This is a genomic window from Ligilactobacillus hayakitensis DSM 18933 = JCM 14209 (genome assembly GCF_000615845.1).
GTDB lineage: Bacteria > Bacillota > Bacilli > Lactobacillales > Lactobacillaceae > Ligilactobacillus > Ligilactobacillus hayakitensis.
Map to the genome: position 1 here is coordinate 1 of NZ_BAML01000035.1, position 13285 is coordinate 13285.

Below are 13285 nucleotides of genomic sequence, written 5' to 3' on the forward strand. Positions count from 1 at the left end.
CATTTAAATCATTCCTTCCAATTTAAATAACGAAATAATAATATCATAAAATATATTATATTTAAATATGATTTTTTCTCAACAAAATAAAAAGGACTGGAAAAACCAGTCCTTTTTATCAATGATTTGAAACATTTAAACGATTTACTGCACGACGTAAAGAAATTTCTGCGCGGCGTAAGTCGATATCATTTCCAGAATCTTCAGCTTCACGAATTCGTTGTTCAGCTCTTTGTTTTGAACGCATAGCACGAGAAACATCGATTCCTTCTTTTCTTTCTGCAGCCGAAGCTACAACAGTTAGAGTATTATTTGAAAATTCGATAAAACCACCACTAACTGCGATTTCATCATAACTTTCATCCTCTTTTTTTACACGTATCTCGTCGATTGCTAATGATGCTAACAATGGAACGTGATTAGGCATAATACCAATTTCACCGTCTGTTGTTTTACAAATAACTAAATGACTAGTGCTATCATAAACACTACCATCAGGAGTAACTACATTAATAGTTAAAACAGATTTTTCATCCATTCAAATTCCCTCCTTAGTTATTACTTGAAATTTTCTTTGCTTTTTCAATTACATCATTTATATCACCAACACCACGGAATGCTTCTTCAGGTAAGTCGTCATACTTACCTTCAAGAATTTCTTTGAAGTCCTTGACTGTTTCTTCAACAGGAACATATGAGCCAGGTGTACCTGTAAATTGTTCAGCAACGTGGAAGTTTTGTGATAAGAAGAATTGGATACGACGAGCTCTAGCTACAATAACCTTTTCTTCATCAGAAAGTTCATCCATCCCAAGAATTGAGATGATATCTTGCAATTCTCTATAACGTTGTAATACATGTTGTACTTCTGTTGCAACTTGATAATGTTCTTCTCCGACAATTTCAGGTGCCAAAGCACTTGAAGTTGAAGCTAAAGGATCAACCGCAGGATAAATCCCAATTTGAGTTAATGAACGTTCCAAGTTTGTAGTTGCATCTAAGTGAGCAAATGTAGTTGCTGGAGCAGGGTCAGTGTAGTCATCAGCAGGAACATAAACCGCTTGGATTGATGTAACTGAACCCTTCTTTGTTGATGTGATACGTTCTTGTAACTGACCCATTTCAGTTGCAAGAGTTGGTTGATAACCCACGGCTGAAGGAATTCGTCCTAATAAGGCTGAAACTTCAGAACCAGCTTGTGTGAAGCGGAAAATGTTATCAATAAATAAGAGCACATCTTGACCTTCTACATCACGGAAATATTCGGCTAATGTTAAACCTGTAAGCGCAACACGCATACGTGCTCCAGGCGGTTCGTTCATTTGTCCGAATACCATCGCTGTTTTTTCAAGAACTCCTGACTCTTTCATTTCAAAGTATAGGTCATTACCTTCACGAGTACGTTCCCCTACACCAGTAAATACTGAAATACCATTATGTTCTTGTGCAATATTGTGAATTAATTCTTGGATTAAAACTGTTTTACCAACACCGGCACCACCGAATAAACCGATTTTCCCACCTTTAATATAAGGTGCTAATAAGTCGATAACCTTAATCCCTGTTTCAAGAATTTCAACCCCTGTATTTAATTGATCATACTTAGGAGCTTCACGGTGGATTGGGTTTCTAGGATGATCTTTATCAAATTCTGGACCATTATCAATGGTTTCCCCTAAAACGTTAAATACACGTCCAAGAGTATCTTTACCGACCGGTACACTAATTGATGAACCTGTAGCCTCAACATCGGCACCACGTTTAAGGCCGTCAGTTGAGTCCATAGCAACGGTACGTAATACCCCGTCACCTAATTCAAGAGCTACTTCAATAACTAATTCTGTACCATCTTCACGTTTTACACGTAAAGCGTCGTCAATATCTGGTAGTGATTCGCTTAGAGGAAATTGAACATCGACAACAGGTCCGATAACTTGAACTACTTTACCAGTACTCATTTCGTACATTCCTCCTGTTTTATTCTAGGGCCGCTTGAGCCCCAGTAATTTCTGTGATTTCAGTTGTAATTGCACTTTGTCTTGCACGGTTATATTGCAATTCTAATGATGCAATTAAATCTTTTGCATTGTCCGAAGCAGCTTTCATCGCAGTAGAACTAGAAGCATGTTCTGATGTTTTTGCATCTAAAATAGCTCCATATACTAATGATTCTGCATATTGAGGTAATATAACTTCCAAGATTGCATCTTCTGACGGTTCAGTTTCATATTGAATACTGTAATTAGAATCAGCTTGTTCAGCAAGGTCGTCATAACCCATATTTTCAGCCGCAATTGGTAACATTTTTTCAGCTCTAAATTCTGAAGTTAACGAGTTAACAAAATGACTGTAACATACATATAATTCATCATAAACTTCGCTATCAAACATTGTTACAATTGCTTCAACTAAAGGACGAGCATCTTTATACGTAGGAATGTCACTAACACCACGGTACTCATAAGCAACATTAAATCCTCTTTTCTTGAAGAAATCAGCACCAGTACCACCAATTGCAATAATTGCAACATCGTCTGGAGTTCGATTATTATCTTCAATTAGTTGAAGTGTTTGCTTAATAACATTACTATTATAACTTCCAACCAGACCGCGATCAGATGTGATTACAACAATCCCAGTTGTTTTAACTGGTCGTTGTCTTAACATTCCTAACGTGTTTAATTTACTATCATTGGCATTTGTTGTGCCAAAATTTTTTGAATCCAATAAATGTGATTTAGCAAGATGCGTAATTACACTACGAATCTTAGTGGCATATACCTGATAACTAGTCGCATGTTTTTGAATCTGACTTAGCTTTGCTGTAGAAACCATTTGCATGGCACTAGTAATCTGACGCGTTTTCTTTGTAGAATCAATACGACGTTTAACTTCTTGTAGAGAAGCTGGCATGTAATTTCACCACTCTTTCTTTATTTTGCGCTTGCTTGGAATGTAGCTACATAATCGCTAATAGCAGCATCTAACTTATCTGTATCTGGAAGTTGTCCAGTCTCAGTAATTTCATTAAGAAGATCTTGATTATTATTATCGAAGTATTCGAACAACCCATCTTGGAAATCAAGAACATCATCAACATTAACTGCGTCTAAATATCCGTGTGTTAATGCATATAAAATAACCACTTGTTTTTCAACTGGTAATGGCTTGTGAAGTGGTTGTTTTAACACTTCAACAGTACGGCGACCACGATTTAATTTTGCTTGTGTAGCTTCATCTAAGTCTGAACCAAATTGTGCAAATGATTCTAATTCACTGTATGAAGCCAAGTCTGTACGTAAGGTACCAGCAACTTTCTTCATAGCTTTAATTTGCGCATCCCCACCAACACGTGAAACGGATGTTCCGGCATCAATAGCGGGACGAACACCTGAATAGAAACGATCACTATCTAAGAAAATTTGTCCATCAGTGATTGAAATTACGTTAGTTGGGATATATGCAGATACGTCCCCTGCTTTAGTTTCAATAAATGGTAAGGCTGTCATTGAGCCTCCACCTAATTCATCGCTTAACTTAGCAGCACGTTCTAATAAACGTGAGTGTAAGTAGAATACGTCACCAGGATAAGCTTCACGACCAGGTGGTCTTCTCAAAATAAGTGATAATTCACGATAAGCATCTGCTTGTTTTGACAAATCATCGTAAATAATCAATACATGTTTCCCATTAAACATAAATTCTTCACCCATAGCAGCGCCTGCGTATGGAGCTAAGAATAATAATGGCGCAGGAGATGATGGCCCAGCTGAAACAACAATTGTATAATCCATTGCGCCATATTGACGTAATGTTTCAACAGATGAGCGAACTGTTGAATCTTTTTGTCCAATTGCAACGTAGATACAAATCATATCTTGATCTTTTTGATTGATAATTGTATCAATTGCAACTGAAGTTTTACCTGTTTTTCTATCCCCGATAACTAATTCACGTTGTCCACGACCGATTGGCACTAATGCATCAATAGCTTTTAAACCAGTTTGTAATGGTTCTGTAACTGACTTACGTTCCATTACCCCTGGTGCTTTACGTTCAACCGGACGTGTTTTATTTGTTTTAATTTCACCTAATCCATCGATTGCTTGTCCCAAAGGATTTACAACACGACCAATTAGTTCTTCACCTACAGGAACTTCCATAATACGACCAGTACGTTTTACAGAGTCACCTTCACGGATTCCTTTATATGAACCTAAGATGATGATACCTACATCATTGGATTCGAGGTTTTGAGCCATACCAAAAGTACCATCCTCAAATTCAACTAATTCACCTGCAAGTGCATTGTCTAATCCATTTGCTCTAGCAATACCGTCACCAATGTAAGTAACAGTACCAACTTCATCAACGGTAAGCTCATCTTGATAATTTGCTAATTGTTGTTTAATTAGAGCACTGATTTCTTCAGCCTTAATGCTCATAAAAGTTTCACCTCTTTAAAATCATTTTAATAACAGACGTTTGATGCGTTCAATCTTAGATTTAATAGATCCATCATAAATGTAACTTTCTGATTTTAAAATTACACCACCAATAATCGATTCATCAATCTTTTGATTAAAAATAACTTTATTTGCACCAACAACATTAGCAAACGAAGATTCAAGTCTTTTCTTTTGATCTTCATCTAGTTTGATTGCAGTTGTTACTGAAGCACGAACTGTCTTTTCAAACTCGTCATTTAATCTGTCAAATTCATTAATGATATCTTCTAAATTTGTTAAACGTTTATAATCATATAACATATTTAATAAATTAGTTAACAAATCTGAAGTATCTTTAGTTAAAGTTTTCATCATTTCAGTTTTTGCATCTGGTTTAATTGCATTACTTGAAATAAAATCTTTAAATTGTGGTACATTATGTAAAAACTTTTTTAACTCACTCAATTCTAAACTCAATTGTTCACGAGTATTTTTTTCAAGTGAAACATCAAACAAAGCCTTTCCGTAACGACGTGCCACGGTTTGATTATCTAGTTTCATTTTGCTTTCCCAACCCTTCGATGTATGAATCAACTAAGGCCTTTTGGTCTTTTGAAGTTAGTTCTTTACGAATAATCTTTGTTGCAATTTCAATAGATAATTCAGCCACATCATTTTTTACACTATCTAATGCTTCTTGACGTTCTTGTTGAATATCTTTTTTAGCGTTAGACTTTAATGTTTGTACTTCATCTTGAGCAGAACTAATAATATTAGCTTTTTGTTGTTCACCATTTTTCTTAGCTCTATCAATAATTTCTGAAGCTTCAACACGTGAATTTTTTAATGCAGCTTCGCGTTTAGCTAATAAGTCTTCAGCATCTTGACGTGCTTTTTCAGCAGAATCAATATCATCTGAAATCTTTTGAGAACGTTTTTCCATCATTTCAGTAACAGGTCCCCAAGCGTATTTCTTAACTAATGCTAAAAGAATTAAAAATGTGAAGATATAAAAGATAAAATCTCCCCACGCTACACCGGATTCAGCGGCACCTAATAAAAATGTTGTGTTCATTACTACTGACACCTCCTCAATCTAATAATTACTTTATAAATTAAATCGAGAACTTATTATTTTGAAAGTAATAAGAATGCCACAACGATTGTAATAATAGGCACAGCTTCGATCAAACCAACACCGATGAACATGTTACTACGTAATTGTCCAGATAGTTCTGGTTGACGTGACATACCTTCCAACATTTTTGAAATAACAAGACCGTTACCGATACCTGCACCGATAGCAGCACCTGCTGCAGCTAAACCTGCACCGATTAAAGCTAATCCACTCATTATAAAATCCTCCTTAGATTATTCTTTTTCAACTTTTTGAGAAATATATACCATTGTCAATGTGACAAAGACATATGCTTGGATACTACCAATAAATACTGAGAATCCTTGCCAAAGAATTTCCAATGGTATAGCAGGAATGTATGTTAAAATTCCATGTGATTTAGCTAAACTAAAGATTAACTTAAGTAAAACTTCACCCGCAAAAATATTTCCATACAAACGTAATGCCAAAGTTAAGAAATTGGTAAATTGTTCTAAAATACTGATTGGTAATAAAGCTGGCATTGGACTTAAATATGAATTCTTAATATATCCTCCAAAACCAAACTTCTTAACCCCTAAATAATGGGAAAGTAAAATCACCATAAATGCCAATGTGATAGTTGTAATTGGCGTTGAAGTTGGACTCTTCAAATATTCATGTCCGTTATATTCAAATTCAAATATCAACCCAATCTGGTTTGATAAGAAAATAAAAACAAAAAGCGTAAACGCCAATAAACTGTAATTTTTCCCTTCTTCATCGGTAGAGCATTCTTGATAATACCGTTAGTAAAATCAATGATCCACTCAATAACGTTTTGTTTACCTGTTGGTTTCATTTGGATTTTACGTGAAAGCCAAAAAAGTAGACAAAACATTAAAACCGCAGTTATTAAACCTGATGTAACATTTCCTACATTAAATGGGATTCCAAAATACGTAACGATATTAGGTTCTTCATTCACCAAATCTCACCTCTTTTCAGATTAAATCCAGCAAATAATGCTAGTATGTTTATCCTAAAATGGGATAAATATTAGGATACAAAAAAATGATACCACCTTTTAGATAGAAAAAACAAGATATAATTACATAAAAATTAATATTATCCTAAAAAAAAATTATAACAAATTATATCTTCTATCAAAAAATAGCAATATCATTTTTTACTTATTCTTTTATTTTGTACCGAACAATCTATCGCCAGCATCACCTAAACCAGGAACAATGTATCCATCTTCATTTAGGCAATCATCTAATGATGCTGCATAAATTTCTACATCTGAATGTGCTTTAGCAAATACCTCGACCCCTTCAGGCGCAGCAACTAAGCAAACAAATTTAATTCTCTTTGCTCCGCGCTTTTTGAGTGCATCTACAGCCATTATTGCTGAACCACCAGTTGCTAACATTGGATCGACAACAATAATTTCACGATCTTCTAATTGATCTGGCATTTTAACGAAATATTCATGTGGCTTTAATGTTTCTTCATCACGATACATTCCAATGTGTCCAACCTTAGCAGACGGAATCAATTCCAAAACACCATCAACCATCCCAATCCCGGCACGAAGGATTGGTGCAACAACTACTTTTTTACCAGCTAAACGTTTTTGAGTTGTTTTTGAAACAGGAGTCTTAATTTCTACCTCTTCAAGCGGCATATCACGTGATACTTCGTACACCATTAATTCTGCAATTTCATTGACAACTTCTCTAAATTCACGTGTCCCACAATTTTCATCACGAATAATTGTTAATTTATGTTGAATTAAAGGGTGATCTAAAACATGAAAATTCTTAATTTTATCCATTGTAAAAACTCCTATCATTTATAGATTATTCATTCTTATTGTAAACAAAAAACACTTAATTTTCTACTAAATCTACATTAAAAAACTGATTTCCTGCAGATTTTTTTAAGCGGTTCATATAAGCCATGCCTAATCCATCGTACACAAATTCCTTAGCTAAAATATACTTCACCTGTGGCATATCATCAAAATAGCGTAAACCTGCAAATAGATTTTTAGCTGCGCTCTTTTCATCTTTTCCCAATGAATATTTCAATTTAATTTTTGCATTCTTTAAAATATCCTCTGTGGCTAATAGCGCTATTTCATCTTTATTTTCTTGAGCAAACTTTAATGCTTCTTGCCAATCATTATCCTTAACAATTAAAACTTGAGCATTAGGAGCATAATGTTTATATTTCATTCCTGGAGCTTTTGGAGTTTCTTTATCTTTAACTTTATGTTTATCACTAATTACCGTTTTCCCTAAAATTTCTTCTAAGTCTTCTGGAGTTACTGCTCCCGGACGTAATATTGTGGGAATATCCGTGCTCATATCAATAATTGTCGATTCAACCCCAACTGTAGTAGGCCCATCATCTACAATTCCGCTAATTTTACCTTCTAAATCATGAAATACGTGCTCAGCAGTAGTTGGACTTGGCTTTCCCGATGAATTTGCTGATGGTCCAACTAAAGGTCGATCCAATTCAGAAATTAAATCTAGTGTAACTTGATTTTTAGGCATTCTAAATGCTGCAGTCTTCAAGCCCCCAGTCACAGTTTCACTTAAACTACCTGGAATAATATTTAAAATTATTGTAAGTGAACCTGGCCAAAAATTTTCCATTAATTTTTTAGCATCGGTAGATATTTCACCAACAAAACGTTCCACCATTTCTATTGAAGAAACAGTTACAATTAACGGATTATCTGATGGACGTCCTTTTGCAAGATAAACTCTTTTTACCGCTTTTTCATTTGTTGCATCAGCCCCTAATCCATAAACAGTCTCTGTCGGAAAAGCTACTAATTCTCCCATTTTCAATTCCAAAGCCGCTTTTCTAATATCATTTTTAGTATATATTTTCGTCATTTGCATCTTTTTCACCCCTATACTTGATTCTAACCATGCGATCATTATCATAAAAATCTTTCTTAACAGTTATTTTAGCTTTAGGAAATTCTTTTTGAAATATTTTTTTGACTGCATTTCCTTGTTTAAATCCAATCTCTAAGTAAATCACCGTATTATTTTTTAAATTCTTACTAATCTCTGTAGCAATCCTTTCATACAGTGCTAATCCGTTATTTTCAGCAAATAAGGCTAAATGTGGTTCGAAGTTTATTGCGCTTTCATCCATATACTTTCTTTCATCTTCAGCAATATATGGCGGATTAGACACTATGATATCGAATTTACCATCAATATTTTGTGTTAAATCACTTTGTACAGTCTCAACTTTTAACCCTAAATTTTTAGCATTTTGCTTCGCTACTCTTAATGCTTTATCAGAAATATCTGACAACATCACATTCCAATTTGCAGAATTTTGTTTTAAGGCTAATCCGATTGCGCCAGTCCCGGTACCTATATCTAAAACTGATAATCCTTGATTTATATCGTTATCTTCTAATATCCAATCAACAAGTTCTTCGGTTTCGGGTCTAGGAATTAAAGTATCTGATGAAACGTTCAAATTTAGTCCATAAAAACTTTGAAAGCCAAGCAAATATGCAATTGGTTCTCCCTGAATAAATCTATCTAATAAAGCCTTAAATTCTTCAAATTCATTTTCAGGCATTTCAGTTTGATAATTAATCAACAAATCAGTCGTATTCCAGCCTTTTAAACCACACAAAATACGATCTATCTCTTCATTTGTTACATCTTTATTTTTTACATAAGAAAAAGCCCATTGCTGAGCTTTAAAATAAGTGAAGACACTATTCATTTTCAAGTTTCTCCATTGCTTTAGTTTGTTCAAATAATACTAAAGCATCAATGACATCATCTAATTCACCGTTCATCACTCGGTCTAATTTATTTAATGATAAACCAATACGGTGATCTGTTACTCGGTTTTGAGGATAATTATATGTTCTGATACGTTCTGAACGATCACCTGTACCTACAGCAGATTTTCTTGTTGCATCATGTTCGCTTTGTTCTTGTTGAGCGTAGTAATCATAAACACGGGCTTTCAAGATTTTCATTGCTTTTTCACGGTTTTGTTGTTGTGATCTTTGATCTTGCATCGCAACAACAATCCCTGTAGGTAAGTGAGTCATACGTACGGCTGATGAAGTTTTGTTAATATGTTGTCCACCGGCACCAGATGCACGGTAAACATCAACACGAATATCTTTTGGATCTAGTTCAATTTGTACATCTTCTTCTTCAGGCATTACAACAACCGTTGCTGTTGATGTATGAACACGCCCCGCAGATTCAGTTACTGGAATTCTTTGTACTCGGTGAGCACCACTTTCATACTTTAATTTAGACCATACGCTGTTACCATTAATAATTAAAGCAATTTCCTTGAAACCACCAACTTCAGTCGTAGTTTTATCGATGACTTCAATATTCCAACCTTGTTTTTCAGCATACTTACTGTACATTGTAAATAAATCAACAGCAAACAAACTAGCTTCGTCACCACCAGCAGCACCACGGATTTCCATGATGATGTTTTTATCATCATTAGGATCTTTAGGTAAAAGTAACACTTTAATATCTTCTTCTAGCGTAACCTTTTCATCTTTAGCAGCAGATAACTCTTCTTTTACTAGCATTGTCATCTCATCATCATCAAGGCCATCATTTAACATTTCTTCATCATCCTTGATTTGTTGAATAACTTCCTTGTATTTGTTGTATTTTTCAACAACTTCACGTAAATCAGCCATCTCTTTTGAAAGGCTTGTAAAACGTTTTGTATCTGAAATAACATCAGGATCTGATAAGAGTTCTCCTAACTCTTCATATCGATCTTCAAGCATTTGTAATCTATCAAATAACTTATCCATTTCTATCTCCTTTAAAATTTACTTAATTTTGGTTTAAAATAATGTTTTCTACATACAGGGTAATAAGTCTCATTTCCACCAATCATAATTTGGTCACCCTCATATACCGGTTTATTATCATTTACTCTTAAATTCATAATTGCTTTTTTATTGCAAAACCAACAAATTGTTTTCATTTCTTCAATTTTATCAGCGTACAACAATAAATATTTTGAACCGGTAAACAATTCATTTCTAAAATCATTTTTTAATCCGAATGCCATGACTGGAATGCCATATTCATCAACAATCTTTGTTAACTGTAACACATGATTTTTCGATAAAAACTGAGCCTCATCAACGAGCACGCACGATATTTTCTCATCATTTTTTAAAACTTCTTCAACAATATCTGTTTCGTCAAAAATTGGAGTAGCTGGTCGTTTCATTCCAATTCTACTTGAAACAACACCTATCTCATCACGATCATCTAAACCACTAGTAAAAATCATGACTTTCTTTCCTTGTTCCTCATAATTATGAGCAACTTTAAGAATTTCAATTGTTTTTCCACTATTCATAGCGCCGTAACGAAAAAATAACTGTGCCACTCAAATTCCCTCCTTAAAAATTCATCTAAAAATAAGTATATATTATTTTGACAGAAAATTCATCCATGAAATTATATTGTTTAATTATTAATCACGAAAACTTTATAAATATGAAAACTCTTCTATATATGTTATCATGATAACATTGAAATAATAAAAGTTGGAGGACCTTTACATGAGTTTAAAAAGTTCAGCTGCAATTTTCGCTGGAAAATCTTCATATTGGTTTTTACACAAATTTACAAATGGTGGTACTTCTCTTCCAGGAAAAATTACTCTTTCTATCGACCCAGATGTTCTAGGTACATTAGCTAAAGACTATGAAATTGTTATTTTAACTGGTACAAACGGAAAAACTTTAACCACTGCATTAACCGTAAAAGTTTTACAAGAAAAGTATCCAAATATTCTAACAAATCCAAGTGGTTCAAATATGAAACAAGGTATTGTTTCTGCATTTTTGACTGCCAAGAAAGGTAAATCTGGTAAAAAAATTGCTGTTTTAGAAACCGATGAAGCAAATGTTCCGATTATTTGTGAATACATCACCCCTTCCATATTTGTTTTCACTAACTTATTCCGTGACCAAATGGATCGCTACGGTGAAATATATTCAACATATGAAAAAATTTTAAAAGGTGTACGGATGCATCCTCAAGCAAAAATCATTGCTAATGGAGATGCTCCTATATTCAACAGCCGTGATTTGGAAAATGAAGTAATTTATTATGGTTTTGATGATAAGGACGACAAAGAGCAAATGGCACCTGCCAATACCGACAGCCTTCTATGTCCTCACTGCCAAAATATCTTACATTATAAAAATAGAATTTATAGTAATTTAGGCAAGTATTACTGTCCAAATTGTGACTTTAAACGTCCTAAACTTACTTATAAAGTAACAAAGGTTATTGACCAAACCCCACAAGATTCAACTTTTGAGATTAATAATGAAGCTATCCATCTACATATTGGTGGTACGTACAATATTTACAATGCACTAGCTGCATATGCTGTCGGTATGGAATTAGAAGTTGCTGCTTCTCAAGCAACACATGCTTTGAGTTCAAATGATGAAAAAGTATTTGGTCGTCAAGAAGTTTTCAAACTAAACGATAAAAATGTTACTTTAATTTTAGTTAAAAATCCGGTAGGTCTAGACCAAGTATTAGAAATGATTAAAACAGATAAAGAACCTTTCTCACTTGCAGTTCTTTTAAATGCTAACTATGCTGATGGCATTGATACTAGCTGGATTTGGGATGGGAATTTTGAAAATCTACCATTTGATAAAATCCCTTCGGTCTTAACCGGTGGAGAAAGATATCGCGACATCACTTTTAGATTACGTGTTGCTGGCGTTCCTGAAGAAAACTTTGATCAACGCGAAAAACTCACTGATGTTCTAGAATTTATTAAAGGGATGCCTACAAAAAATGTATATGTTTTAGCAACATATACTGCAGTCTTACAATTACGTAAACTTCTTTCTGACCAAGGCTATATTGATGGAGGCATGGACTAATTATGAAGTATCAATTACATTTAGCTCATCTTTATGGTGACTTACTTAACACATACGGAGATATTGGCAATGTTCTTGTTTTAGAATATTATGCTAAAAAAATGAATATCGAACTTACAAGTGAAATCATCTCATTAAACGATACATTTGATCCTAAAAAATTCGATATCGCATTTTTTGGCGGTGGCCAAGATTACGAGCAAGTCATTGTTTCAAAAGATATTCAATCAAAAAAAGATAGTATCACATCATTCATTAATGATGGCGGTCCTATTTTAGCAATTTGCGGTGGGTACCAACTACTAGGAAAGTACTATATTGGTGCAAATGGTGAAAGAATCGAAGGAATTCATGCTCTTCCACATTACACTGAAAGCCAAATTAATAACCGCTTTATTGGTGATATCATAATTAAAAACGAAGAAACCGGTGAAATTTACCATGGGTTTGAAAATCACAATGGTGTTACCTACTTAGGAGAAGGAGAAAAACCACTGGGAATTATTCAACAAGGTCATGGTAATAACGGAAAAGATAAATCTGAAGGTGCAATTTTCAAAAATGTGTACTGTTCATATTTCCACGGTCCTATCTTAGCGCGAAACGGGAATCTTGCAAAAAGAATCCTATTGACTGCACTCAAACGTAAATACCCAAATGCGGACTTGTCCGAACAAGAAAATTTAGAAATCAAATTTACTTACTAATAATAAAGTAAGGTTAACAATATTATAAATATAAAAAACCTTAAGGTTATGTTTCTTATAAAAACAT

The 13285-nt window shown here is 34.0% G+C and carries 14 protein-coding genes and 1 pseudogene; 2 read left to right on the top strand and 13 right to left on the bottom strand.

Annotation, left to right across the window (positions count from 1 at the left end; all coding sequences use genetic code 11):
* Positions 1–118 precede the first annotated feature (118 nt).
* The 13 genes and pseudogenes from JCM14209_RS07515 to JCM14209_RS07575 all read right to left on the bottom strand — a co-directional run bounded on the left by JCM14209_RS07515 (position 119) and on the right by JCM14209_RS07575 (position 10986).
* A complete protein-coding gene (locus JCM14209_RS07515) occupies positions 119–538 on the bottom strand; it encodes a F0F1 ATP synthase subunit epsilon (RefSeq protein WP_025022871.1) in 420 nt (139 codons plus the stop codon).
* Positions 539–551: 13 nt separating this feature from the next.
* Positions 552–1958, bottom strand: a complete 1407-nt coding sequence (gene atpD, locus JCM14209_RS07520) for a F0F1 ATP synthase subunit beta (RefSeq protein WP_025022872.1) — start codon at positions 1956–1958, stop codon at positions 552–554.
* Between the two features lie 19 nt (positions 1959–1977).
* Complete coding sequence (locus tag JCM14209_RS07525) at positions 1978–2913, bottom strand: F0F1 ATP synthase subunit gamma (protein WP_025022873.1); 936 nt, start codon at positions 2911–2913, stop codon at positions 1978–1980.
* A gap of 20 nt (positions 2914–2933) precedes the next feature.
* Positions 2934–4445 (bottom strand): F0F1 ATP synthase subunit alpha, encoded by a 1512-nt coding sequence (gene atpA, locus JCM14209_RS07530; RefSeq protein WP_025022874.1) that lies wholly within the window; start codon positions 4443–4445, stop codon positions 2934–2936.
* A gap of 21 nt (positions 4446–4466) precedes the next feature.
* On the bottom strand, positions 4467–5009 hold the full coding sequence (atpH, locus tag JCM14209_RS07535; RefSeq protein ID WP_025022875.1) for an ATP synthase F1 subunit delta: 543 nt from the start codon (positions 5007–5009) through the stop codon (positions 4467–4469).
* Entirely contained in the window at positions 4996–5523 is a 528-nt protein-coding gene (gene atpF, locus JCM14209_RS07540; protein WP_025022876.1) for a F0F1 ATP synthase subunit B, read from the bottom strand. Before atpF ends, atpH begins: the two co-directional genes overlap by 14 nt.
* A 56-nt stretch (positions 5524–5579) precedes the next feature.
* Positions 5580–5801 (bottom strand): F0F1 ATP synthase subunit C, encoded by a 222-nt coding sequence (atpE, locus tag JCM14209_RS07545; RefSeq protein ID WP_025022877.1) that lies wholly within the window; start codon positions 5799–5801, stop codon positions 5580–5582.
* 18 nt (positions 5802–5819) lie between these two features.
* A pseudogene (gene atpB / locus JCM14209_RS09465) lies at positions 5820–6532 on the bottom strand (F0F1 ATP synthase subunit A).
* Between the two features lie 213 nt (positions 6533–6745).
* Positions 6746–7375 carry a uracil phosphoribosyltransferase gene (gene upp / locus JCM14209_RS07555; RefSeq protein ID WP_155830697.1) on the bottom strand — a complete coding sequence of 210 codons (630 nt, stop codon included), beginning with the start codon at positions 7373–7375 and terminating at the stop codon, positions 6746–6748.
* Positions 7376–7439: 64 nt separating this feature from the next.
* Positions 7440–8465, bottom strand: coding sequence for an L-threonylcarbamoyladenylate synthase (locus JCM14209_RS07560; RefSeq protein ID WP_025022879.1), 1026 nt, complete (start codon positions 8463–8465; stop codon positions 7440–7442).
* On the bottom strand, positions 8440–9318 hold the full coding sequence (gene prmC, locus JCM14209_RS07565) for a peptide chain release factor N(5)-glutamine methyltransferase (protein ID WP_025022880.1): 879 nt from the start codon (positions 9316–9318) through the stop codon (positions 8440–8442). Before prmC ends, JCM14209_RS07560 begins: the two co-directional genes overlap by 26 nt.
* Positions 9311–10396: a peptide chain release factor 1 gene (prfA, locus tag JCM14209_RS07570; protein ID WP_025022881.1), complete on the bottom strand. Its 1086-nt coding sequence runs from the start codon at positions 10394–10396 to the stop codon at positions 9311–9313. Before prfA ends, prmC begins: the two co-directional genes overlap by 8 nt.
* An 11-nt stretch (positions 10397–10407) precedes the next feature.
* On the bottom strand, positions 10408–10986 hold the full coding sequence (locus JCM14209_RS07575) for a thymidine kinase (RefSeq protein ID WP_025022882.1): 579 nt from the start codon (positions 10984–10986) through the stop codon (positions 10408–10410).
* Between the two features lie 175 nt (positions 10987–11161).
* On the opposite strand from JCM14209_RS07575, the gene JCM14209_RS07580 reads away from it, so the two are divergent.
* Both JCM14209_RS07580 and JCM14209_RS07585 read left to right on the top strand, forming a co-directional pair.
* The gene (locus tag JCM14209_RS07580) at positions 11162–12511 is read left to right on the top strand and encodes a Mur ligase family protein (protein WP_025022883.1); all 1350 of its coding nucleotides are present in this window, start codon (positions 11162–11164) and stop codon (positions 12509–12511) included.
* Positions 12512–12513: 2 nt separating this feature from the next.
* Complete coding sequence (locus tag JCM14209_RS07585) at positions 12514–13218, top strand: type 1 glutamine amidotransferase (RefSeq protein ID WP_025022884.1); 705 nt, start codon at positions 12514–12516, stop codon at positions 13216–13218.
* The last annotated feature ends 67 nt before the right edge of the window (positions 13219–13285 follow it).